The sequence below is a fragment of the Treponema brennaborense DSM 12168 genome (assembly GCF_000212415.1).
GTDB lineage: Bacteria > Spirochaetota > Spirochaetia > Treponematales > Treponemataceae > Treponema_F > Treponema_F brennaborense.
The window spans coordinates 1,814,858-1,837,789 of sequence record NC_015500.1; the positions used below are offsets into that span (position 1 = coordinate 1,814,858).

Below are 22,932 nucleotides of genomic sequence, written 5' to 3' on the forward strand. Positions count from 1 at the left end.
TATCCGTCAAACGCGCGCCGAATGCAGATGCGTTATGGCTGCGGCGAGCGCGTCGGCGGCGTGATCCGGTTCGGGGGGAGCTTCAAGGCCCAAAAGGAGCCGCACGTATTCCTGTACCAGTTTTTTACCTGCCGAAGCGGTTCCCGTTACCGACAGTTTTATCGTATTAGGCGTGTATTCGCCGAGCGGCACGCAATGCTGCGCCAGACACAGCGTCGCAACGCCGCGCGCTTCGGCAACGGCCATCGCGCTCGACACGTTTTTGGCAAAATAGAGCGTCTCCATCCCGGCCTCCCGCGGCTGCCATTCGTCCAATACCGCGCACAGACGGGAATAAATGGCGAGCAGCCGCTCACCGCGCGGCGCGGAAGCGGGTGTTTCGATCACTCCGTACGCAACGAGCCGGTAGCGGTTCCCGCAGCTTTCGACTACGCCGTATCCGGTGGAAGCGAGGCCCGGATCTATACCGAGCACGCGGCGTGTCCGTTCCTCCGCGCGTATAAAAAAACCGGAGTTTTCGGCTCCGGTTTTTTGCGTCCCCGGCAGGGGATTGAACGCAGGTGAATTATTCTTCACCGAATCCTTCCGGATATTCGGCGTTACTGTACACGTTCTGAACGTCGTCGTCTTCTTCAAGCCGATCGATCAGTTTCTGCACTTTCGTCGCCGTTTCCATATCGATGGCCGAATACATGTCGGGAACCATCGCGACTTCCGCGGAAACCGATTCGTATCCCTTATTCTGCAGCGCTTCCAAAACGCTTTCAAACGCGGACGGATCGGTCGTAACGGTTACGACGCCGTCTTCGCTGACGATATCTTCCGCACCCGCTTCAAGCGCCGCTTCCATGACTTCGTCTTCACTGACCGCTTCCGCATCGTATTCGATAACGCCCTTGCGGTTGAACATGTACGCAACGGAACCGGTCGCGCCCAAGTTTCCGCCGGTCTTTGAAAAAATATTGCGGACGTTCGCAGCCGCACGGTTGTTGTTGTCGGTCAGAACTTCGACCAGAATGGCCACTCCGCCCGGTCCGTAACCTTCGTACAGTTTTTCTTCAAATATGGCACCGCCGAGTTCACCGGTACCTTTTTTGATTGCCCGTTCGATATTATCTTTCGGCATGTTCGCCGCACGGGCTTTCAGCATGGCGGTACGCAGGCGCGGATTCGATCCGGGATCGCCGCCGCCCATACGAGCTGCAATAGAAATCTCTTTAATAAACTTTGTAAACAACTGACCGCGTTTTGCGTCGGCGGCGCCTTTGGCGTGTTTGATCGTCGCCCATTTACTGTGTCCAGACATCGGAACTCCTTATATATGCATATAAAAATTCATAGCGCATAAAATGTGTAATATATTTTCTTTTATTATAACGCAATTAAAAAAAACGTGTCAAGCATGTAACATACGTATCTATCAATATGGAAGAGAAGCGCCGCCGATTCCGGCAATTTCCGTTTTTTCGGAATTATGCATAAAACAACGAAACGTCCGTATTGACACTTTTTCAGTTCCGTGATAGTATGACCGAGTTACGGCGACATAGCTCAGTAGGTAGAGCAAACGGCTCATATCCGTTCGGTCATAGGTTCAATCCCTATTGTCGCTATCGGAAAGCTCCCCTTTTTGGGAGCTTTTTTCATTTTTATGCGGGAATTTTGCGGAAATTTCATCATCGATTATTTTACCGCATAAAACGGAGGAACTATGGTACCCGAAATATTTAAAGCACCGTTCAAAGGACGGTCTCTGCTGAACTGGATCGCATACACTCCGCAGGAGATATTGCAGATTCTCAGCATCGCCGAACAGGTCAAGGCCGAATCGAAACGGGGCGAAATCCATCAGCGTTTTATCGGAAAAACGATCGCACTCATCTTTGAAAAACGTTCGACCCGTACCAGATGTTCCTTCGAGACGGCGTTCGGGGAAGAAGGCGGCCACCCCGTTTTCCTTTCCGCACAGGATATCCAACTCGGCGCGAAGGAATCGGTCGAAGACACCGCGCGCGTGTTGGGCAGAATGTTTTCCGCCATTGAATTCCGCGGATTTTCCCAAAAACACGTAGAACTGCTCGCCGAATATTCGGGCGTTCCGGTTATCAACGGACTCACCGATGAATTCCATCCAACGCAAGCGCTTGCGGACGTATTGACCTTAAAAGAACACTTCGGCTCACTCAAGGGACTGCACCTGGCGTTCTGCGGAGACGGACGGAACAACGTCGCACGCTCGCTCATGCTGATCTGCGCGAAACTCGGCATCCACTTTACGATCGTCAGTCCCGAAGCGCTGTTTCCCGATCGGGAAATACAGACGATCTGCGCGCCGTTCGCGGAGAAATCGGGCTCCAAAATCACCATTTCCGCTGATATTTCTCTTGTAAAAGACGCCGATTCGATTTATACTGATGTATGGGTTTCAATGGGTGAAGAAGCGCTCAAAGAAAGCCGGACAAAACTGCTTTCGCCGTATCAGGTGAACGAAGCGCTTATGAAGGCAACGGGCAAGAAAGATTGTATTTTTCTGCATTGCCTTCCGGCCGTAAAAGGGGAAGAAGTTACTTCCGACGTATTTGAAGGTTCGTGCAGCAAAGTTTGGGATCAGGCAGAAAACAGAAAACATACTATTAAAGCGATAATGCTGGCTTTGATGTAATCAGGAGTTACCAGATGAAGATGAAAAAAACGGTTCTTTCGGTTCTGATTTTTCTCGCGTTAACTGTATCCGTTTTTGCGCAGGAGACGCAGGCTGATAAAAACAATACCTCGTCTTTATCCTATCGGAACGTTACGGTACATAAAGTACTCGACCACAACGACGCGTATATCGTTTTGTATGCAAAAAATTCAATCGGCGTCGGTCAGGTTATCATTCCGAAAACGTGGTCCAAAGAGAACCCGCGAAAACTGCAGTTCAGAACGCTGCCCAAAGGTCTCTCCCCGTTTATGAGCGTCGTGTACAAAGACGGAACGTTCCATAAAGTCATTCTCACGATGCCCGTTGAACGGACTTCAAATTCATGGGGCGTCGCCTCCGCAACGGCGAACATCCAGAACGGTCTGAACACGGAAACGCTCGATATTGTTTATTAACGATGCGTTTTATAGAAGAAATACGAAATGCCGTAGCACGTGAGTCAGCCGATTCGGTTTCGGACGGCTGGCTTTTTACCGACTTCGCAGGCAGGGATTCGTTTACGCGGTCCCTGCTGCATCTGCCGCCGGCGGCGGTTGCCACCCGCCGCTGGATATATCTCGTCCTGAAAAACGGATCCGCCGTTAAAATCGTACATACAATCGAACCGCACGTACTTGACACACTGCCGGCCGACGAGGTGTATACGTATGCTTCCCGGGAGGAATTACTGTCCGTTCTGCGGCGTTTTTCAGGGCAGACGTTTGCCGCACAATGCGACGCGAATATTCCCGTCATATCGACCATTGACGGCGGTTTTATGCAGTTGCTCGGACAGGCCGGCATAGCTGCGGTCAGCGCGGCGCCGCTCATACAAAGATGCAGAGGATTATTGTCGGACGCCGCCGTTGCAAGCCACGAACGGGCGGCCGCGTTACTCTATAAAATCGTATCTGAAACATGGCGTTTCATTTCGGAACGGTATGCGGCGAAACGGGAACTGACCGAAGGCGACGTCGCTTCGTTCATACTCGAACGGTTTCTTGCGTACGCGCTTACCACGGATCACGCTCCCATCGTCGCGTTCGGCGTACACACGGCCGATCCGCACTACGAAGTGCCGGCTTCAGGCGGTGCGGCCGCGCGCGAAGGCGATGTCATACAGCTTGATTTGTGGGCAAAAGAACGGATCGCCGACGACGGAGCGGGAAACAGAACGGCGGACGCCGCCGTATACGCGGATATTTCATGGGTCGGCATATACGGTACGCACGTACCGGCGCATATCGCGCAGCCGTTTGAAACGCTGTGCCGCGCCCGTGATTCGGTAAAAGAGCGATTGGAACGGGCCGCGGCGGAAAACAGCACCGTTACCGGCAGCGAGCTGGACGCCCTCGCCCGCTCCGTTCTGAGCGGCGGCGGATTCGCACCGTACATAAAACATCGGACCGGGCACGGTATAGACGGCCGGTGCCACGGAAGCGGCGTCAATCTCGACTCCGTCGAGTTTCCCGACACGCGCCGCATTCTGCCCGGAAGTTGCTTTTCGGTAGAACCGGGGCTGTATTTTGCCGATTTCGGCATGAGAACGGAACTCAACATATACATCACGCAGGAAGGCTTTCCCGTTATTTCAGGAATGAAATACGGCGCGCGGACAATTGAGGCGCTGCCCTCGTTCCCGCAGCGGGAGCTGCTTCTTGCAAAGGATTTCCCGAATGAAAATCATCAGTGACACGCAAGTCTCGCTCTTCAAGGCGTTCGTCGAATCGCACGACTCGTTCGTGATCGCGGGGCATAAAGAACCCGACGGCGACTGCATATCTTCGTCGCTGGGAACGGCGGCGATCCTCGATTCGTTTAAAAAAACGTATCAGCTGCTTTCGGCGGGCCCGTTCAAACGTCCTGAATTGAAAGAATACGAAAAACGATTTGCAAAACAGATTGTTCCCCGGAGAACGGCACAAAACGAGCGCAAACCGGCGCTCGTCATCGTCGACTGTTCGGAAACGGAACGGTTGGGCGACATCCTGCCGCCGGACGATATTTCCGATGATTTTTCCAAATACGACGTTTTTATCATCGATCATCACAAAACGTCCGAAGACGCAAGCGGCAATTCGATCATAGAACCGACGGCGCCCGCGACCGCCTGTCTCGTTCAGCAGCTGTATGAAAAACTCGTCGGCACACCCGACGCGGAAACGGCGAAGCTGCTGTTTTTCGGGCTGGCGACGGATACCGGTTATTTCAGGTTTTTGGGAAACGAATCGGCCGAAGTATTTCACGCGGCGGCGCGGCTCGTAGAAGCGGGTGCGGATCCGCGGCTCATATATGAACACATGCAGGGCGGCAAACCGTACAACACGCGAAAACTCCTCGGCATCATGCTCAGCCGGGCCGAACAGAAATTCGGCGGCAAACTGCTCATTACGTATGAAACGATGGAAGACACTCGCCGCTACGGAATGGAAGGCCGTGATTCAGACAGTCTGTATCAGCTGCTGTCGGCGGTAGACGGCGTACAGGCAGTCGTCTTCGTCCGGCAGGAAACGGAGCGGTCCTGTACCATCGGACTCCGCTCGAAAGACGCCATCGACGTGAGTGCAATCGCGGCGACGTTCGGCGGCGGCGGACATAAAAACGCGGCGGGATGCAGCACGCCGGGGACGCTCGACGTTATAATTCCCAAGATTTTACAAGAATTTACAAAATACTTTTAAATACTTTAAAAAACTTGTAAATAATATCTATTTTATCCCGATTATTTATCCAAATATAACTCGATAGTAAGAAGATGCGGACGCACCGGCAGACGGCGGCTGCGTCTTTTTTTTATTTCAACATCATAAGTCTTTATATTGCAGTCATATAAAGCTCTCCTGATTTTACTTCATGACACGATGATCAAAGTTGGCATGATTTGTGCTTGTTCCCTGATACGGAGCGTTCGTGCACGGCGATTGAGTATCGCTTGGCCGGCAAACTCCGCATCCCGGAATATAAGGAGCGCATATGCCGCCGTCGTCCGTCAACTCGATTTACGCCCAATTCATCGCTCACCGGTTTAACCGGGAGCAGACCGTATCACTGCTTGTTACCGAAATTTTCCGTATGCCGCAGCATTACGGACTCGCCTCTTTTTCGGAAGATTTGAAAAGTGAATTTTTCGTCTGGATATACAAATACGTTCCGCACTTGCTTGAACGCTATGATCCGGAAAAAAGTTCGTTCTACACGTACATGACGACTGCAATCCGCATGTATACTAAAAGCTGGAAGCGAGTCTGCGCAAAAACGGCGGCAAAAACGACGATACTCGACGCGTATTGCCTTGAAATGAACGAAGAATGGCAAATGGACGTCGCAGACCAGGAACCGATATACACGGCAAAAAATACGATCCGTGCAAAAACGAACGGAACGCCTGCGTCATTGTCGGAACGGCAAAAGTTGACGCTGCTCGTACTGCTCCTCAAATCGGTGCATGATATAACGTACGCGCATATACGGAAAACGGCGGACGCAACGGGCGTACCGGTAAGGACGATCGAAACCTACGTACAAGCACTTGCACCGGTACTGGAATTCAAGCGAAAACGCCGGACACAGTTGATCGAAAAGAAAAACTCCGCGTACATACTGGCAAAACAGTACGAACTTGAACTCGAAAACATGAACAACACGGGCGACACGCAGTACCTGCTCGTCGAAAAAAAACTCGAAACGCAGCGAAACGCTTTCAAAAAGACTCTTGCCCGGCTGGAAACGGCGGGAAGTATCGCACCGTCGAACAGCGCGATAGAACGGCTGCTGGGACTGACCGCCGGAACGGTGCGGAGAATACTCAAAAAGGCGCAGAGCGTGTCGGCGGCGGTAAAGGGCTTACTTGACCCGCCCCCTGAGGGATGATAGTATTCGATTATGAAAATTTATTTGGCTTCGGGCAACGCGCATAAAAAACAGGAAATGGCGGCGATTTTTGCCGGACATACGATCGTAATTCCGGCGGATGAAGGAATCGAGTTCGATCCGGCGGAAACGGGCTCCACGTTTATGGAAAACAGTTTGATAAAAGCGAAAGCTTTGTGGAACTTGGTCAAACAGCCGGTTCTTGCCGATGATTCGGGGATTTGCGTCGATATACTGAACGGCGTACCCGGCGTGTATTCCGCCCGCTACGCGGGAAAAGACCGGCACACCGGCACTCCCGACGGGCGAAAACTGCCGCAGGAGGAACAGAACCGGCTCCTTTTAGAAGAAACGGCGGAAGCCGTCGCCGCGCGTCTTGCCGGAACGGCTTCGCACAAGGGAATCGAGTCGGAACTGCGCGCGTGCAGATACGTGTGCGCGATGATCCTGTTTCTCGGTCCGGACCGGTTTTACGCCGCGCAGGAAACCATGGAAGGCACGCTCATACCGTCGCTCAGCGAATCCCGCGGAACGGGTGGATTCGGTTACGATCCGATCGTAATACTGAACGGATACGGGAAAACGGTTGCGGAACTGTCCGCCGAAGAGAAAAACCGCGTTTCACACCGCGGCAAAGCGGGCGCTGCGCTGCGCAAGCTGCTCGACGATTACCCCCGCGGCATCCGCTGAGCCGGCCGTATCTGCTATGCCGGCGGGCAACACGCAGCCTCGCATGGCCGTATCCGCTGAGCCTGCGGGCAACACGCAGCCTCTCATGGCCGTATCTGCCTATGCCGGCGGCTTTTTGAACATGAAAACACGCGGCGACGCCATCCCCTCGTATAAAAGACCGGCCCGTGCACCGCAGGCCGCGATCGCTTTTTCCGTATAAAACGACACGTGCGTACGGTCGTCCTTGTACCACCACGATGAAAAACCGTCCGGAATCGGAAAGTCCGCCGGTATCGGAAGCGTACCGATCGCCGCGTATCCGCCGGGCTTGCACCGTGAAGCAATTCCGGCGAACCCGCGCTGCGGCTGCTCGAAATGTTCGACAACTTCAAGGCAGGTTACCAAATCAAAGCCGTCGGCAGCTTCCGGCATCGCGGAAGAAGAAACCGCAGCCGCAACAGCCCTGTCGGTTTCAGGCAGGTCCGGGGCAAAAAACGGATCCCAGCCGGTAACGACGCGCGTCTGCTCCAAAAAAGGCAAAGCAGCCGGCCGGACTCCCGCTCCGCCGGCCGCCGACTCACACAGCAGCTGCACCAGCGCCGGCTCGGGCCCGCTGCCGTAATCCAAAATCGAAGCGGCGTGAACGCAGACTCCACCGTTGAAAGCAAAAACGACCTCCAGAAAACTGCAAAGGAAGCGCTTGTAGCCGGAATCGGCAAGCGAGTTGCGGTGCTTCAGATAACGCTCGCGCTGTTCCTGAAGCGGAAGAAAATATTCGGGTAATACGGCGATCCCGCCGCAATCGGCGCAGTACGAAAAACCGCGAAGCGTGCGCTTGGTTTTGAGGTCAAAACGGCGTACCGAAACACTTTCACAAAAGACACAGGTACGGAATTGCATGAAAAAACTATAAAAAAAATTAAAGAAAAAGACAAGTTATTCCGATACTTAACATGAAAAGTTATGCATTCGGCAGCTTCGTAGAAGAATCGGTGCGTAACGTTTCAAAGTAAGTTTTCACTCATGTAGCCTTGTAGTGCAAACTTGCAAACGGACGGCACGGATGCTGTCCGAACATATTTCCATGGAGGAAAAATATGGTTATCAACCACAACATGTCAGCTATGTATTCCAATCGTCAGCTCGGAGTTACCAATCTGGGTCTGCAGAAGGATATGGAAAAACTTTCATCCGGCATGAAAATCAACCGGGCTGGCGACGACGCATCTGGACTTGCGGTATCTGAAAAGATGAGAAGCCAGATCCGTGGTTTGAACCAGGCTTCACAGAACGCTTCAAACGGTATCAGTTTCATTCAGACGACCGAAGGTTATCTGCAGGAAACCACCGATATCATGCAGCGTCTGCGCGAGCTTGCCGTTCAGTCTTCCAACGGTATTTATACCGACGAAGACCGCATGCAGATTCAGGTTGAAGTTTCACAGCTTGTTGCTGAAGTCGACCGCATTGCGAGTACCGCACAGTTTAACGGTATGAACATGCTCACGGGTCGTTTCGCACAGCCTACGGGTGAAAATTCCGTAACCGCTTCAATGTGGCTCCATATCGGTGCTAACATGGATCAGCGCATGAGCGTGTATATCGGCACAATGACCGCTACCGCTCTGGGCGTCCGTCAGCTCGGCGACGAATCGATCATCAGTCTGGCAGCTCCGGATGATGCCAACCGCGCAATCGGTACAATTGACGAAGCGCTGAAAAAGATCAACAAGCAGCGCGCAGATCTGGGTGGATACCAGAACCGTCTTGATTATGCAGTAAAGGGCATTGATATTGCCTCTGAAAACATGCAGGCCTCCGAATCACGCATCCGTGATACGGATATGGCAAAACAGATGGTCGAATTCACGAAAAACCAGGTTCTGTCACAGGCTGGAACTGCAATGCTGGCTCAGGCCAATACGCAGTCTCAGAACGTGTTGTCATTGCTCAGATAGTGTATCTATACTGCCGGAATAAAGGGGCGGCCGCATAAGCGAAACTTACGCGGCATTCCCTTTATCCGGTTTGTGCGGGAATTTTCTGCATTTTCATCTTTACAACTCCCCTACAAGCTGGTATATTTATAGTATCTGAATTCAGTACGGTTTTAGACGTACCGCGATCTTTGAAAGATGCTTTCCATCTGTCTGTGACAGCATAGACGGATATTGTTTCATTACAATATCCGTTCCTGCTGTTCGGATCTAAAACGGCGTAAGGGGGGCGCAAACCTTTACCCGTCCGTACAGACAAGGCCGGAAACAGGGACTGTTTCCGGTGTTCCTTACATGGAGGGCAACTATGGTTATTAATCACAACATGAGTTCTATGTATGCTAACCGTACGCTGGGTGTTTCTAACGCACAGATCCAAGGCAACATAGAAAAACTCAGTTCTGGTCAGCGCATAAATAAAGCTGGCGACGATGCTTCGGGATTGGCCGTATCTGAAAAAATGCGGTCACAGATCCGCGGCTTGAATCAGGCTGAACGGAATATCCAAAACGGTGTTTCGTTCATTCAGACAACGGAAGGCTACCTGCAGGAAACCACAGACATTCTGCAGCGTGTCCGCGAATTGGCTGTACAGTCGGCAAACGGTATCTACACGGATGAAGATCGTATGCAGATTCAGGTTGAAGTATCCCAACTGGTTTCTGAAGTAGACCGCATCGCGAGTCAGGCACAGTTCAACGGTATGAACATGCTTACCGGCGGCTTTGCAGCAGACTCCGTATCGGGACGCGTTATGCAGTTCCAGATCGGTGCGAACGTAGACCAGAACGCACGCGTGTATATCGGCACGATGACGGCACAGGCACTCGGATTGTCCGGTGTGCAGGGAACCGAAGATTCCAGAATCGGTATCGCGACCCCCGACGCGGCCAACATGGCGATTTCTACACTCGATTCAGCCCTGAAAACTGTTTCAAAACAGCGGGCAGATTTGGGTGCATATCAGAATCGCTTTGAAATGGCTGCAAACGGCGTTGCGGTTGCAGCTGAAAATCTTCAGGCTTCCGAATCACGTATCCGCGACACGGATATGGCGTCGGAAATGGTCGATTTCACCAAGAACCAGATCCTTACACAGGCTGGTACTGCAATGTTGGCTCAGGCAAACAGCCAGTCACAGAACGTACTTGCGCTGCTGAGCTAAAACGGCGTTACGTATTAAAGAGATCTCTGGATGTCATCTTTTTAATCGCGTACGCATCGGAACGGGAGGGGTGCGCCCCTCTCCCGCTTTCGTTTTTCAGGAGGAACGCCCATGAGTGTTATGAATGCTATTGGGCAGACTTTGGCAACGGATGGCCGCTCGTATTACAACACAGATGTGACAGCAAAAGAAAAAAAAGGATCCGCACAATTTCAGAATATTATGCAGGATTCGGGAAAAGTGGCTGAAAGCATTGTCAAAAATCTTGCCGAAACACAACAGGATATTATTGAACTGCAAAAACTTTCTGACTCCTTAGGCAGAGAAGTCCGCTTCAAAGTAAATGAAGAACTCGGACAAGTTGTTGTCAAGATCGTAGATCCGTCTACCGATAAGGTTATAAAGGAGATACCGTCTGCCGATATACAACATCTGCAAATCAAGATCAGGGAAGCTATCGGGCTTCTCGTAGATGAGCAGATTTAACGTTTCTTTGCAGACACGCGCATATAATGGCTGGAATCAGTATACCCGGTGTCAGTGACAAATATAAAACGAACGACCTCGTTGAAAGCTTGATGAAAGCCGAGCGGATTCCGCTTGACCGTGAGCAGAAAACGCTGGACGGGTATAAAGAACAGCAAACCGCGTGGCGCAGCGTCAACAAGAATATGAGTTCTTTGCGGGAAACGGTGCGCAGCCTGTATTCGTATGATAATCCGTTTAACAACAAGCTCGCCTCCTCCACGGACGAGGCGGCGATAACCGCAGAAGCCGGCAGAGACGCCGCTTTTGAATCGTTCAAAATAGAAGTTCTCAATCCGGCAGCCGCAGACCGTTTTTTATCCGCGGAAATCGAAAAAAACGCAGAAGTTCCCGCCGGCACGTATACGTACCGCAGCGGCGACAAATCGGTGAGCATGAACTGGAAAGGCGGCGCGTTGCAGGATTTTACCGCCGCTTTGAACAAACGGAGCAACGGCGTCGTAAAAGCTTCGCTCATCGGCGTTTCGGCGGGCAAACAGTCGCTCATGATCGAATCGCTGCACACCGGCAATGAAAATAAGCTGATATTTGAAGACGCGGCGCTCGACTTTGCAGAATCGGTCGATATGATCCGAAAAGTCAAATCGCAGGTGGAAACGTTCGCCGCGTCCGGAAAAGAACTTCGCGCGGCGCCGGAAACGGCCGCGGTACCGGAACAGGAGTTTATGCCGCCGCTTTCCGAAAAAAACGTTTCATACGCGGACGGAGCCGTTCACGTGCCGCCGCGCGGCAGTTTTTCCGTAAAAATTCCCGCGGGCATAGCGGCAGATCCCAATCAGCAGATAGAATTTACCGTTTTTGAAAACCGAACGGAAGATATTACCGCGGCGCTCAACGAACAGGCGCGGACGCCGGAACTGCCCGACGCGGGAAGCGTTTCATTCAAAGGGATTCAAGTAGAAAATATCAAATCGGACACTACCCTGCCCGCGGCGGCGGAAACGGTACCCAAAGAGCCGCTCGTACCGGTGGAAGACGACGCCGTATTCTCCGTCCGAATGAAAGACGGCTCCGAAAAACTACTTGCGTACGCCGACGCGGCAGCGCAGGATGACGGCGGCCGCAAAATGATCATACGGACGGCCGATTACGACGGAATCGATTCGATCGTCGTACGCAATCGGAACACCGGCAAAGAGTTTTCCGTATCTGCCATGAGCGCGTACAACAGAAACGCAGATCTCGGCTTCGAGCCGTCCCATCCGGTAAGCACCGCCGCCGATGCTAAAATAAAGTACGAAGGCATCACCATCACGCGGCCGACGAACACGATAGACGACATAGTTCCCAACGTTACGCTTACCGTCGCCGCCGCAACGGAAAAACCCGCTACAATAAAAATCGAACCGGATACCGAATCGGCGAAAGAAGCACTCATAACGTTCATCGGCAAATACAATCAAGTCGTTGCCGAAATGAATATCCTGACGCAGAACAAACTGGAACTGATTACGGAATTGGAATACCTTACCGACGCGGAAATCGAACAATACGACAAATGGCTCGGCCTGTTTCAAAACGATTTTTCACTCACCAACGGAAAAAGCGCCATGCAGACCATCATGTCGACGCCGTATCAAATCGATGCGAATACGGACATTTCAATGCTTTCCCAAATCGGCATTTCCGGCAGCGCAACCGCGTACAGCGGCTATTCGGCAAGTAAAATGCGCGGCTATATGGAAATAGACGAAAAGAAACTCGACGCGGCGTTAAAAAGCAATCTGGCTGATATCAAAAACATATTCGGATACGACAGCGACGGCGATCTTATCATAGACAGCGGTATCGCGTATCAGCTGGATAAGCGGCTGCAGAGCTTCGTGCAGAGCGGCGGTATTCTGGCAACGAAAACGTCGGGACTCGACGGCAAGATCACCGACTCGGAATCGAAGATCAAAAAACTTGAGACACAGCTCGCGTCGAAAGAACAGGAATTGAAACAGAAATACGGTCAAATGGAATCGACGCTGAACAGTCTGGAGTCTCAGTCGAATTCAATCACGAATACATTCAGTAATCAAAACAATAGGTAATAACGAGGTACGTATGGACATTATCATCAACGGGACGAAAGCGGATATTACACTGGAAACGGAGCAAACGGTCGGAGACGTATTGCGCGCAATTGAAACCGAATGCGCGCGGCACGACGCGACGACAGTCGGTATTGAAATCGACGGAAAAACCGTTACGGCGGACGATTTTGACCGCGCGGCGGCGCAGTCCCTTGCAGACGTACGGTCCGTTTCCCTGACGACGGTAACGCAGGAAGATATCAGCGCCTCTTTTGCCGAAATAGGAGATTCGTTCGAGCAGCTCTGCGGCGATCTGGAACAGATTTCGGTACAGTTTCAAAGCGGAAAAGACAAACAGGCAGCCGCAGCCATTAAAAAACTGGCGGATACGGTCGACGCATTCTGCAGAACTGCGACGTTATCCGCTTTGTTTCCCGAACGCTTCGCACAGCTGCGTATCAGGGATTTGAGTCTCTCCGCATTTTTTGAAGAATTCGCGCCGGTACTTACCGATTTTGAACAGGCTCTCAAAGATACCGATTCGGTTCTTATCGGCGATTTGGCGGAATACGAAATCCGACCTCGCATCGAATCAATAATTGAAATGATACGCTCCGCACAATAAAACGGACGACGGGAAAACGCCCGTGTTGACTTGCAGACAGCTTTGGAGTATGGTATATGCATGTTTTGAATCTGAAGAACGTTCAGAAAAACGACGGTGTTATTTATTATCGCAGAGAATACAGTGCGGACGCGGAAATCCAAACACCGGGAGCAGTAGAAAATCTCCCGGTTACGTTTACGATAGAAACGGGTCCGTTAGGCAATAAAGAACTTGATTTGTGCTTCGACAGCGGAATATTGAATTATCCGGTGCTTCCCGTCAAAAAAGCGCTGAAAGATTTCATTCTGCTGAAAGATAAGGACGGGGAATTACCGCTATGATTTTTCATACCAAAACGGCTGAAGAAACGATTGCACTCGGCAGGCGAATCGGAAAAAAGCTGAAACCGGGCGCAGTGCTCGCAATGGAAGGAACGCTTGCAGCCGGTAAAACGACTATTACGAAAGGAATCGCGGAATCGCTCGGAGTTGCCGAAACGATTACCAGTCCCACGTTTACCCTCGTTTCCGAATATGAAGGGAACGTACCGCTGTACCATATGGACGTCTACCGGCTCGATTCCGCAGAAGATTTTCTGAACCTCGGCGTTGAAGACATGCTCTACGGAAAGGGCGTCTGCATTATCGAATGGAGTGAAAAAGTCCGGAAAGAACTGCCGACGACGACGATTACCGTCAGATTGGAAGCCGACGACGACGGCGCGCGCACGATAACGGTAGAAAATTGGCCGTACGGAGATATAACCGAATGAAAGCTCTTGCAATAGACAGCGCGGTATCGGGAATAACGGTTGCCGCCGTAAATGATGAAAAAAAAGCTTCACTTTTTCTTGACATCGGCATGAAGCAGTCCGAGAAATTACTGCCGGCAGTGCAGTACGTCATGGAACAAGTACAGCTGCAACCCGGCGAACTGGAATTTACCGTCCTCGATAAGGGGCCCGGCTCGTTTACCGGATTGCGGCTCGGATTCGCCGCACTGAAAGCGCTGGAATTGGCGTTCACGTGCCCGGTATACGGTGTCACGACGCTCGACGCTTACGCGTACCCGTATAAAGCGTGGCCGGGTTCGGTTCTGGCCGTAATCGACGCAAAAAAAGACCGTTTGTACGCGGCGCTCTACCGGAACGGAACGCAGACGCACGCACCCGCGGACGCGGAACCGGAAAAAATACGGTCCTGGCTTGACGGCGAGCAGCCGGTGCTGCTGGTCGGCGCGGACGCGGCGTTCGCATATCGGACGCTTACCGAAGGGTACGAATCGGAACTCGATCTGCGGTATTTCGGCAATATTCAGGCGTCAGCATCCGACGCGCTGTTCGCGATAGCGGACGGAATGCGGCAAAACGGCGAAGCGCCGCTCGCACCGTACGAAGGCCCGCTGTATCTGCGTAAAAGCGAAGCCGAAGAAAGCGTCGGGAAGCCCCGATAAAAATACCGTTTCCGGCCGCCGGTTCGCAAACGGAGACGGCAATCGCGGTATCCGAGCGGGAACAGCCACTACCTGATGCTGAAATAAAATCTGTTCAAATATGTCACTCTGTTCTTTGCCCGCTGCCACAGCGAACTCTGCGGATACGGCTTCATTCTGAAATACCGAACAGAATACGGGAACTCTTTCCTTCCGCACCGATACAGTTCATCATTATATCGGCGCGTTTTTCATCATCACTGATACGGGCGGTAATGAAAGCGTCGGCAGTAATTATTTTTCTTATTTTTTTCTGCCGATTCGGCGCCCCCTCATAAGACACACCGATCCGAATTTGCCGTTTTTCCATCGTCGGATCCGACACGGCAAGCTCCAGCAACTGCCGTTCCGTATCATACCGCAGCAAAAACGCCCCCGCCCCATCGACTGAAACATCGGGAAAAAAAACGACACTATTTTCCGCCGGCTGAATAACGACAGGGTCGTCAGTCCAAACATGTATACCCCAAATAGGAGTTTTTCCGTTTCCCGTTTGCAAATTGCAAACGGCCTGCACGCGCTCCGTGTTGGAAATGACTGTAATTTCAGGGGCGGCAGCATACCGCACCAACTCGGCCGACGTTACCGCGGGCAGAATGATGTACGCATATGCCGCCCGCTGCGGATTTTTGCCGTGATCAATCCATAGTTCAAAAAAATTTTTTACGACGGTGTCGTATAGGGCTCCTTTCAAACCGATTGCAGACCAGCTGCCGGTACGAGATATTATATGATAACGAATGTCAGACTGCGGCTGTAACAGTATGTAACCGATGCCGAACCGGCTATTTGCAACGGATCGCACATGAAAATATCGAACCGAGCCCGCCGCCCCGGAAAAGACACACCGATCGGGCGGCACATCCGTAATTCTGCGGTTTTCGAGAATCGTTTCTATATGTCTGGTATCGTCGGCTGCATCCTGAGACGAAATATCAGCCCCCAGACAGACTATTTCGTTATCGAACATGAACCACGATTTTTTTGCCCGCAAAGACGGATACGCCCGTACTGCGGTATCAGGAATCGGCAGACCGTTTTCTTCTATTAAATTGCCGCTCAATTGCATACCGGCGCTGCCGTATTTATCCAGCGACACCCCGCCGACCCAGGTTTCCCGGGAAAATAACTTACTGCCTTTTCCCGGAATCAGCGGTACCGGATCAACGGTCGTACCGGCCAGCCGATACGGATTTACCGCCGCCCAAAATCCGTCACTGTAATGGCTCGCATCGGAATCGTACAAATACGTCATACCGTCTGAAGAATGCCAGCCGTGCTTATTTTCTCCGTTTATACTTTCAAAATTGCAGACCCGTTTTGAAAACATGCTGACGGAAAAAACGAAGTTTTTTCTCCGGTGAATAACGCGATCCGCATACGGAAACAGTATATGACTGTCTGCAGACACAGCAGGCGTTACCGAATTATCCGCCAATGTTTTTTCCGCAAGCATCAAAAGGTACGGGTCGGAGGTCTGTTTCAAGAATTCCCGGTAAGAATCTTCAAGAATCCAAGACTTGGCGTGTCCTTGTATTTCTTTTTTTTCTGCGGAACCTGCAGGCAAAAGGTTCGCCAATACCAAAAAACCGCCGATAACATTATGCCCGGTTACGTGATCGGATTCATTGTATCGGGAAACAGCCCTGCCCCGCAGCATGTCGAGCGCTATCCCCTTGTATACGCAGGGAATGAAACTTTTTTGGGCGAACTCGTATAACAGCCGAATTTGCGCCTCAGGAAGAGACATGGATGCGGAAGCAAAAACGGAAAAAAGCGTGCAAGCACCGAGTAAAAATTCACTGCCGTACGTTCCCGTGTACGGTACGTGAATATGCTGACGGAAAGTTCCGTCTTCATAAAATCCGTCGGAAAAACTGCCGTCGCTATTCCGTATTTCATATTGAATCGCATCCGACGCAGCCGAAAAAGCTTTGCGCAATTGCTCACCGTTTTCCGAAAGAATCGCCATCAGTAAGGCGACCCGTGCAGAATCAATCCTGTTTGCTCCGCGGCTTTCAACCGGCTGAACGGTTGACGCAATTCCGTTCCATGCGGCGGGAGAATTTCGGTTATAATACGGATCGGATTGATAAAACAATACCGTTCCGGTCAAACACCGAATCAGTTCGGAATCGAGTACGTCATACAGTAAAATACAGACGGATCCGATATGTTCGGGGATCGCCAGTTCCCAGTACCACCAGTTACCGTAATACGCAGATAAGCGCGGATATCCGGTATCGGCAACCCAGCGGAGCGCCCGTTTCAGAAAGGCCTCGTAAGCAGCATCGTGATATCGGGAACAAAGCGGCGTAGCCCAGGCTTTTGCAATCCATTCCAAACGCATCACGATTCGTCTCAGGTGCGCCGGATCGGATTGCCACCGAGATACGTCCTCGTCAATCCACGGACAGCCGTCATCGGAATCGACAGCGGCGGCGAAGTGTTTTTCAGCCACACCGGATAACGAAGCAGTCAAGCGGGCAGCATCGCCGCTGCCGCCGTCCGTTCGCGTATCGATTATCCGAGAACGCCACGCATCGCGCAGTTTTGTAAAGGAAACGGCTTGTTCCGCACTGCCGTTTTTTTCGGCCGAGTCTCCGTTTATAAAACCGGTGCAGCCGGTAACAATGCTGCAATACAACAGCAATATGCAGACACCCGATATGACTGACTTTTTATGCATATTCTATAGCTTCATGGTAACGGCTACACCCAAATTGCTCTGTTTCAGCGAATCGAGGGTACTGGTGAAATCAGTCGAAAACGAATACGCCGTATCTACTATAAACGAACCGGTAATATACCACGTAAATCCCATTCCGAATGAAACCGAAACGGGCTGCAGCGTATGAAACGCACGTTCCGTCCGAAGCTCGGAAGACGCAGCCGGCACGACTTCTTTTCTTTCGGTTTTTGTTCCATCCGAAGCAACGGTCAGCGTTGCCGTTTTACGAACCGTGCTCGGTTTTTCCTCCGTAATATGGGAATACGTATAGCGAACAAGCTGAGATGAAACGCCGGCGTGGAGCACTGCCTTTTTCGGAATAATCGACCACTGCAGGCCGGCGGACAGTTTGGGAATACAAGAAACGATTCGTTCTTCTTTCATACTGCCCTTATATTCTACAGTTACTTGTTTTTCCGAACCATTCAGCACGCCGCTATCCGTATACGCAAGAATTGTTTTAACCGTGGTAACTTCAGACAGCGGAGTATTTCTGAAGCGGAATTCAATCGGTACGTCGACGCCTATTTTCAGCTGCAGCGTTTTATGCAGCGTAAAAGACGGTTTATATCCTGCCGAAAATTTATGAATAAAATCCGTACGTCCCGGCTGATACCACGATTGTTCCGCATCACGATGTTCCGCAAGGCGGCCCGCCTGCAGCGTATCACCGGTATACGTATACAGCTGCGGTCTGTCGTTAAAAAACATGGAAAAAAAATTGTAACTCAAACCGAACGGCCCCCAGCCGCTGTAAAAAAACAGCCGCAACTGTCGCGTAGTGTTGTCTTTTTTGCCTTCGGTTTGCGTCCGTTCAGAATCGGAAATGAATTCCGCCGCGGCACTTTGTACAGCCCTATTCTCCGCATAGCCGCCGTACGGTTTTAAAGTCAGGACTTTTCCTGCCAGGGGGATACGAAATCCGGTCCAATCAAAATCGGTTCTATAATAAGTACGGTCGATTTTTGCCGTATCACCGATTCCCGAAGATGCTGCCGGAGAAAAACTGAACGAACTGCCGTTATACTGAATTCGTTCAAACGGTTCCTCATACGGAAATCCGCGGAAAGCGTTTACCGTATGAGTTTCAAAAACAACCTTAAAAGCCAAATTCCGTACGCCGACCAGAACGGACGCAACGTGTTTATTTTTCGGTTTCGCGCCCGGAAACATTTCGGGGTATATTTTCGGCAATGCAAAAAACTGGAACGTATTATTCGCATATGCGCCGCCGACATATACGGACCCGATCCGGGCTGCGGCAGCAATATCCGTCCACACAGACGAACTGCCGACAGCAAACACAGCTTTATCGAACCGAATGTTTTTAAAACTTACCGGATTTAAAATAGAATCCATTTCTGCCGTAAAAAGTCCGGTTGCTTCATAACTTTTGGATTTCATTTGCGCCGGAAGCTGAACGGCCGCACATATCAGTAAAAAAAATATCAAAAACGGATGACGCACGCGGATAATCGTATTCATTTTTCCTCCAAAAAAACGCAGTATGTTTTTCCCCCCGACTTTTCCGTCCGAATCGTGATAATCGTTTTGCCGTCCCGATAAACGGCTGAAACGAGGTCATTCGGAACAGAGACCGTCAGCGGGCGACCTTCCAATTCGATCATCAGTTCAGCCTGAAGCTGAGTGGGATCTGAAACAGCCAACGCAGAGATTGTCTCCGCATACGAAAATAAAAGGGAACACGGCTGCAAACTGCCGATACGATTGACCGGACAGTTTTGCGCAGACTGCGTATCGAGCGAATCTGCCTGCCAAAAATTGGCTGCAATAATACTCAGGGATTTTTCATAAACGGCATGAACGGTTTCGGAATTTTGCAGAACCGTTACGTCGGGCGATTCGCTATAAGCGCGAACGGACTCCTGTGGCAAGCAGGGAAGCAGTACATACTGGTACGTTCGGGAACGAGGATTCACCCCATGCGGAATTGAAATGGTAAAGAAATTTTTGAGTATGTCATTTTCACTGCCGTAATCGGTATTGGCAAACCAATTTCCCGTCCGCAGGTTCCGCTCGACGGAAACAGCCGCAGGTTGGGGAAAATAATAACCGAAAGAATCCGTTCCGTCTTCACTATTTCCTTCAAGCCAAGCCCATCGAGGATTTGAAAAAGTCGCCGTTCCGAACCGGGAAACGGCAGCGGTTCCGTCCATACAGAAGCGATTGGTTCCGGAATTTTTTAACTTTCTGTTATCCACGATAGTTTCAACCATACGACCGTCTGCGGCGGAAATATCGGAACCGAGACAGACTATTTCGTTATCAAACATAAACCACGATTTTTTTGCCCGCAGGGAACTTTTACCCGGTTCCGCTTCAAAATCCATTCCGGCAGCACCGTACAAATCGAACAGCACACTGCCGCCGACCCAATCTTTAGAACCCGTATTCAGCGACCAGCTGCGATTCGTCCGCTCGCTCGAATCAGTCGTAATACCGGGCAGCCGATGCATATCGATTGAAGCCCAGTAATTATCACAAAACTGAAGACCGTCGCCGTTATACAGATACGTTACCCCTTCTGCCGTATGCCAGCCGCGTTTGTTTTCACCGTTACCGACTTCAAACGCACCGGTGCGCGATGAAAACAAACTTAATCCCAATACATAATTCGGACGGCGATGAACGACTCGGTCCATACCGGCATAGACCAGACACTGTTCGGGAGAGAACTCGCCTGAAACGGACAGATCGGCAAGAAGCGTTTTGAACGCCGCGGCGTCGTTTTGATTCATCCGCATAAAATAATTTTTATCGGTATCCGCAATATATCTTTGATCATTGACGATGTTCGCTTTGACAAAATTATATATACGCGCTTGGGCAGGATCGGGAGCAAATCGGGCAAGCGCCAAAATTCGGGCCAGCAGCGCCTTTCCTCTTGTGTGATCATCGGCAGCGGGCCGGGCAACACTGCGGCCGCTCACCATATCCATAACGGCGCCGCGGTAAAAAAGCGGCATAAAGGCTTTCTCAACCCATTCAAAAACGATCGCCATACGCGAAGCCGGAACCGCCCAGTACGAATCGGCTAAGACGTACAAAAGGTTTTCCACACCGGCAAGCGTAACAGCCCCGTACGCCCCCGTATACGGGAATACCGTATGCTGGATAAACGAGCCGTCTTCATAAAAACCGTCTCCTTTTTGTACGTATGTCAAAATCCGGTCAAGAGCGGATACGGCGCTGAGCACTTTCCGATTGTTTTCTTCAATACAACCGGCAAGGACGCATACGGTTGCCGCGTCAAGCAGATTTGCGCCGGTAAGCGGATTAGGCCCGTTGAGCACAACCGAAGGCTCTGGCGTAAAGTGTTCTATCGCATTGATATAAGATATCCGTTTTTTTTCAGGAATGCGGTCATACAGCAAAATTAAAATATCGCACAATTTCTGCGGCGTTCCGATAGTCCAATCCCACCAATTCCCGTACATGTTCTGCGTTTCAACTTTTTCGTTATAACGATTTTCATAAAACCAGTCCAACGCGGAAAGGATATCGGCTTTCAGCGCGGAATTCCGATACCAGCGGGAATCTTCCGAAGCATACGCACGGGCAAGAATCCGCAAATCCGCAAGCGTTCCGGTCAGGCTTTCGGATTCTTGAGCCGTATTATACTGCGTCCACAAATCACGGCGTTCCGCACTTTTGTGCATGTAATCCCATCTGATTTTTGCATCGATATCCAGCTGCTCTTTTGCAAGCAAAAAATCGGAATCTCGTTTATCATGAATTTGACCGTACGTGAGACGATCAAACCAACGCTGACGCAGCAGCGCATAGTGTTTTTTCAGTTCCGCATGTTCAACGCTGACAACGCAGATCGCCGTGTTGCCGTCAGCAGCTCTGGCAGATATGACGGCGGCACCGGCTTTAACGGCAGTTACACAGCCCTTACTGTCAACGACGGCAACGCTATCATCCGAGGAACTCCATTCGACAACCCTGTTTTTATTGCCGTCACCGAACACAGGAGCAAGAACCGTTTTTTTGCCTTCCATCTTTTTTATTCCGGAATGAGAAAGAGAAAATTCATACGATTCTTTAAACGACACGGCGTCTATCCAGGCGGTACCGACAGAAGAATCGAAAAATATTTCTATTTTTATTTTTTTCGTATCTTCGGGAATGTTCCGGAGCATTTCGGCTTGCGTATGCCAGCCGGAAGTACCGACAGACGGTAAAGAGCCTTTAAAATTTTGCGGAATACGGTATTTTTTTCCGTCGGAAGAATATTGAACGCGAAAATAAACTCCTTTTCCCATAACCTCAGCCGTTTTTACCTCCATAGACAGCCGATACAGTTTTCCGGGATCAACATCCGTTTCCGTATAGAGACACAACCGGCTTTTCGTTTTTGAAGTTATTTTTACCGAGTACATGCCGTCCGTTTTTTCCGTTTCATCAAGCGATACCGAAAGCGCTTCTCCCGCTTCCGGTACCCACAGACGCCAATCGGACGCGGCTGCGCCGTTTTCCCAATGCGGAGCGGACGACGTCTGTTTCCGCTCAAAACTGCCATTGGCAGGACTCTCTTGGGAATATTCAGCAGCTGCAGAACCGAGTGAACGGACGACCAGATTGTCAACCCAAGCGGAAGCGCCCTGCGCAACGGGACCGTGAGTACCGATATAGGCACGCACGGCAATCCGGTCAGTCATCGGTCCGGTAGCGAACGTTCCGCTGCAGAAAGTCCAGTCGTGACTGTTTTTACCGATTTGAATCGGCAGCGTTTTTGCAATATCCAGCGTCAGCGGCGTTTTCGAGCCTTCGGCATATTCTATAATTTGAATTCCGAAACGATTGTACGAAACGTTTAATGCCTTAATGTACGCTTCAACGCTATAACGAGTTTCCGGCTGAACGGGAAAAAACTGTTCAATCCAGCCGCGGGTGTTGTCGGTTTCGGCGGAGAGCCTGACGGCACCCGATCCTTTGAACACATCCTCGCAGTCGACTGAAATGTCGGGAAGCGTATAGCTTCCGAACGTTCCGGTATGCCAGAAATCCAAACCCGCTTCAAAATCTCCGTTCACGGGAAGCCGGTTTTGTGCGAAAATGAACAAAGGAAACGCGGCAATCATCAGCAATAACCCGAAGTAATACCGTATTTTCATAAAAAGACCTC

At 51.0% G+C, this 22,932-nt stretch carries 20 protein-coding genes and 1 tRNA gene; 15 read left to right on the top strand and 6 right to left on the bottom strand.

Annotated features, from left to right (window positions below; all coding sequences use genetic code 11):
* Positions 1 to 6: 6 nt before the first annotated feature.
* On the bottom strand, positions 7 to 576 hold the full coding sequence (gene ruvC, locus TREBR_RS07895; RefSeq protein WP_013758663.1) for a crossover junction endodeoxyribonuclease RuvC: 570 nt from the start codon (positions 574 to 576) through the stop codon (positions 7 to 9).
* Complete coding sequence (locus tag TREBR_RS07900; protein ID WP_013758664.1) at positions 566 to 1,306, bottom strand: YebC/PmpR family DNA-binding transcriptional regulator; 741 nt, start codon at positions 1,304 to 1,306, stop codon at positions 566 to 568. Before TREBR_RS07900 ends, ruvC begins: the two co-directional genes overlap by 11 nt.
* Before the next feature lie 234 nt (positions 1,307 to 1,540).
* Between TREBR_RS07900 and TREBR_RS07905 the strand changes: the two genes are divergently transcribed.
* The 7 genes from TREBR_RS07905 to TREBR_RS07935 all read left to right on the top strand — a co-directional run bounded on the left by TREBR_RS07905 (position 1,541) and on the right by TREBR_RS07935 (position 7,243).
* A tRNA-Met gene (locus TREBR_RS07905) sits at positions 1,541 to 1,613 on the top strand.
* 98 nt (positions 1,614 to 1,711) lie between these two features.
* On the top strand, positions 1,712 to 2,662 hold the full coding sequence (argF, locus tag TREBR_RS07910; RefSeq protein ID WP_013758665.1) for an ornithine carbamoyltransferase: 951 nt from the start codon (positions 1,712 to 1,714) through the stop codon (positions 2,660 to 2,662).
* 14 nt (positions 2,663 to 2,676) lie between these two features.
* Positions 2,677 to 3,099, top strand: a complete 423-nt coding sequence (locus TREBR_RS07915) for a hypothetical protein (RefSeq protein ID WP_013758666.1) — start codon at positions 2,677 to 2,679, stop codon at positions 3,097 to 3,099.
* 2 nt (positions 3,100 to 3,101) lie between these two features.
* Positions 3,102 to 4,376: a M24 family metallopeptidase gene (locus TREBR_RS07920; RefSeq protein ID WP_013758667.1), complete on the top strand. Its 1,275-nt coding sequence runs from the start codon at positions 3,102 to 3,104 to the stop codon at positions 4,374 to 4,376.
* Complete coding sequence (locus TREBR_RS07925) at positions 4,360 to 5,364, top strand: DHH family phosphoesterase (protein WP_013758668.1); 1,005 nt, start codon at positions 4,360 to 4,362, stop codon at positions 5,362 to 5,364. Before TREBR_RS07920 ends, TREBR_RS07925 begins: the two co-directional genes overlap by 17 nt.
* 292 nt (positions 5,365 to 5,656) lie before the next feature.
* A complete protein-coding gene (locus TREBR_RS07930) occupies positions 5,657 to 6,553 on the top strand; it encodes a hypothetical protein (RefSeq protein WP_013758669.1) in 897 nt (298 codons plus the stop codon).
* A gap of 12 nt (positions 6,554 to 6,565) precedes the next feature.
* Positions 6,566 to 7,243 (top strand): non-canonical purine NTP pyrophosphatase, encoded by a 678-nt coding sequence (locus TREBR_RS07935; RefSeq protein WP_013758670.1) that lies wholly within the window; start codon positions 6,566 to 6,568, stop codon positions 7,241 to 7,243.
* Between the two features lie 99 nt (positions 7,244 to 7,342).
* Here the strand turns inward: TREBR_RS07935 and TREBR_RS13670 are convergent, their stop codons facing one another.
* On the bottom strand, positions 7,343 to 8,125 hold the full coding sequence (locus tag TREBR_RS13670) for a class I SAM-dependent methyltransferase (RefSeq protein WP_013758671.1): 783 nt from the start codon (positions 8,123 to 8,125) through the stop codon (positions 7,343 to 7,345).
* 197 nt (positions 8,126 to 8,322) lie between these two features.
* Here TREBR_RS13670 and TREBR_RS07945 point away from each other — a divergent pair, with 197 nt between their 5' ends.
* The 8 genes from TREBR_RS07945 to tsaB all read left to right on the top strand — a co-directional run bounded on the left by TREBR_RS07945 (position 8,323) and on the right by tsaB (position 15,010).
* Positions 8,323 to 9,183 carry a flagellin N-terminal helical domain-containing protein gene (locus TREBR_RS07945; RefSeq protein WP_013758672.1) on the top strand — a complete coding sequence of 287 codons (861 nt, stop codon included), beginning with the start codon at positions 8,323 to 8,325 and terminating at the stop codon, positions 9,181 to 9,183.
* 346 nt (positions 9,184 to 9,529) lie between these two features.
* A complete protein-coding gene (locus tag TREBR_RS07950) occupies positions 9,530 to 10,387 on the top strand; it encodes a flagellin N-terminal helical domain-containing protein (protein WP_013758673.1) in 858 nt (285 codons plus the stop codon).
* Positions 10,388 to 10,498: 111 nt separating this feature from the next.
* On the top strand, positions 10,499 to 10,873 hold the full coding sequence (locus tag TREBR_RS07955; protein ID WP_013758674.1) for a flagellar protein FlaG: 375 nt from the start codon (positions 10,499 to 10,501) through the stop codon (positions 10,871 to 10,873).
* A 26-nt stretch (positions 10,874 to 10,899) separates the two neighbouring features.
* Complete coding sequence (gene fliD, locus TREBR_RS07960) at positions 10,900 to 12,969, top strand: flagellar filament capping protein FliD (RefSeq protein ID WP_013758675.1); 2,070 nt, start codon at positions 10,900 to 10,902, stop codon at positions 12,967 to 12,969.
* Positions 12,970 to 12,982: 13 nt separating this feature from the next.
* Entirely contained in the window at positions 12,983 to 13,576 is a 594-nt protein-coding gene (locus TREBR_RS07965; RefSeq protein WP_013758676.1) for a hypothetical protein, read from the top strand.
* A gap of 56 nt (positions 13,577 to 13,632) precedes the next feature.
* A complete protein-coding gene (locus TREBR_RS07970) occupies positions 13,633 to 13,899 on the top strand; it encodes a hypothetical protein (RefSeq protein WP_013758677.1) in 267 nt (88 codons plus the stop codon).
* Entirely contained in the window at positions 13,896 to 14,330 is a 435-nt protein-coding gene (gene tsaE, locus TREBR_RS07975; protein WP_013758678.1) for a tRNA (adenosine(37)-N6)-threonylcarbamoyltransferase complex ATPase subunit type 1 TsaE, read from the top strand. Before TREBR_RS07970 ends, tsaE begins: the two co-directional genes overlap by 4 nt.
* Positions 14,327 to 15,010, top strand: a complete 684-nt coding sequence (tsaB, locus tag TREBR_RS07980; RefSeq protein WP_013758679.1) for a tRNA (adenosine(37)-N6)-threonylcarbamoyltransferase complex dimerization subunit type 1 TsaB — start codon at positions 14,327 to 14,329, stop codon at positions 15,008 to 15,010. Before tsaE ends, tsaB begins: the two co-directional genes overlap by 4 nt.
* 151 nt (positions 15,011 to 15,161) lie before the next feature.
* On the opposite strand, the gene TREBR_RS07985 is transcribed toward tsaB, so the two are convergent.
* From TREBR_RS07985 to TREBR_RS07995, 3 genes are read right to left on the bottom strand one after another with little or no spacing between them, the layout of a single operon-like run.
* Positions 15,162 to 17,738 (bottom strand): polysaccharide lyase 8 family protein, encoded by a 2,577-nt coding sequence (locus TREBR_RS07985; protein WP_013758680.1) that lies wholly within the window; start codon positions 17,736 to 17,738, stop codon positions 15,162 to 15,164.
* 3 nt (positions 17,739 to 17,741) lie between these two features.
* Entirely contained in the window at positions 17,742 to 19,265 is a 1,524-nt protein-coding gene (locus TREBR_RS07990) for a TDE2508 family outer membrane beta-barrel protein (RefSeq protein WP_013758681.1), read from the bottom strand.
* Positions 19,262 to 22,921 carry a polysaccharide lyase family 8 super-sandwich domain-containing protein gene (locus TREBR_RS07995; RefSeq protein ID WP_013758682.1) on the bottom strand — a complete coding sequence of 1,220 codons (3,660 nt, stop codon included), beginning with the start codon at positions 22,919 to 22,921 and terminating at the stop codon, positions 19,262 to 19,264. The genes TREBR_RS07990 and TREBR_RS07995 overlap by 4 nt, the downstream gene beginning before the upstream one ends.
* Between the last annotated feature and the right edge of the window lie 11 nt (positions 22,922 to 22,932).

Bases quoted from the DNA above. Each gene is read 5' to 3' on its own strand.
- TREBR_RS13670 (WP_013758671.1), bottom strand. From the start codon at position 8,125: ATGCAATTCCGTACCTGTGTCTTTTGTGAAAGTGTTTCGGTACGCCGT.
- TREBR_RS07955 (WP_013758674.1), top strand. From the start codon at position 10,499: ATGAGTGTTATGAATGCTATTGGGCAGACTTTGGCAACGGATGGCCGC.
- TREBR_RS07935 (WP_013758670.1), top strand. From the start codon at position 6,566: ATGAAAATTTATTTGGCTTCGGGCAACGCGCATAAAAAACAGGAAATG.
- TREBR_RS07970 (WP_013758677.1), top strand. From the start codon at position 13,633: ATGCATGTTTTGAATCTGAAGAACGTTCAGAAAAACGACGGTGTTATT.
- TREBR_RS07930 (WP_013758669.1), top strand. From the start codon at position 5,657: ATGCCGCCGTCGTCCGTCAACTCGATTTACGCCCAATTCATCGCTCAC.
- TREBR_RS07915 (WP_013758666.1), top strand. From the start codon at position 2,677: ATGAAGATGAAAAAAACGGTTCTTTCGGTTCTGATTTTTCTCGCGTTA.
- tsaB (WP_013758679.1), top strand. From the start codon at position 14,327: ATGAAAGCTCTTGCAATAGACAGCGCGGTATCGGGAATAACGGTTGCC.
- TREBR_RS07950 (WP_013758673.1), top strand. From the start codon at position 9,530: ATGGTTATTAATCACAACATGAGTTCTATGTATGCTAACCGTACGCTG.
- TREBR_RS07995 (WP_013758682.1), bottom strand. From the start codon at position 22,921: ATGAAAATACGGTATTACTTCGGGTTATTGCTGATGATTGCCGCGTTT.
- fliD (WP_013758675.1), top strand. From the start codon at position 10,900: ATGGCTGGAATCAGTATACCCGGTGTCAGTGACAAATATAAAACGAAC.
- TREBR_RS07900 (WP_013758664.1), bottom strand. From the start codon at position 1,306: ATGTCTGGACACAGTAAATGGGCGACGATCAAACACGCCAAAGGCGCC.
- TREBR_RS07985 (WP_013758680.1), bottom strand. From the start codon at position 17,738: ATGCATAAAAAGTCAGTCATATCGGGTGTCTGCATATTGCTGTTGTAT.
- TREBR_RS07920 (WP_013758667.1), top strand. From the start codon at position 3,102: ATGCGTTTTATAGAAGAAATACGAAATGCCGTAGCACGTGAGTCAGCC.
- TREBR_RS07945 (WP_013758672.1), top strand. From the start codon at position 8,323: ATGGTTATCAACCACAACATGTCAGCTATGTATTCCAATCGTCAGCTC.
- argF (WP_013758665.1), top strand. From the start codon at position 1,712: ATGGTACCCGAAATATTTAAAGCACCGTTCAAAGGACGGTCTCTGCTG.
- TREBR_RS07965 (WP_013758676.1), top strand. From the start codon at position 12,983: ATGGACATTATCATCAACGGGACGAAAGCGGATATTACACTGGAAACG.
- TREBR_RS07990 (WP_013758681.1), bottom strand. From the start codon at position 19,265: ATGAATACGATTATCCGCGTGCGTCATCCGTTTTTGATATTTTTTTTA.
- tsaE (WP_013758678.1), top strand. From the start codon at position 13,896: ATGATTTTTCATACCAAAACGGCTGAAGAAACGATTGCACTCGGCAGG.
- TREBR_RS07925 (WP_013758668.1), top strand. From the start codon at position 4,360: ATGAAAATCATCAGTGACACGCAAGTCTCGCTCTTCAAGGCGTTCGTC.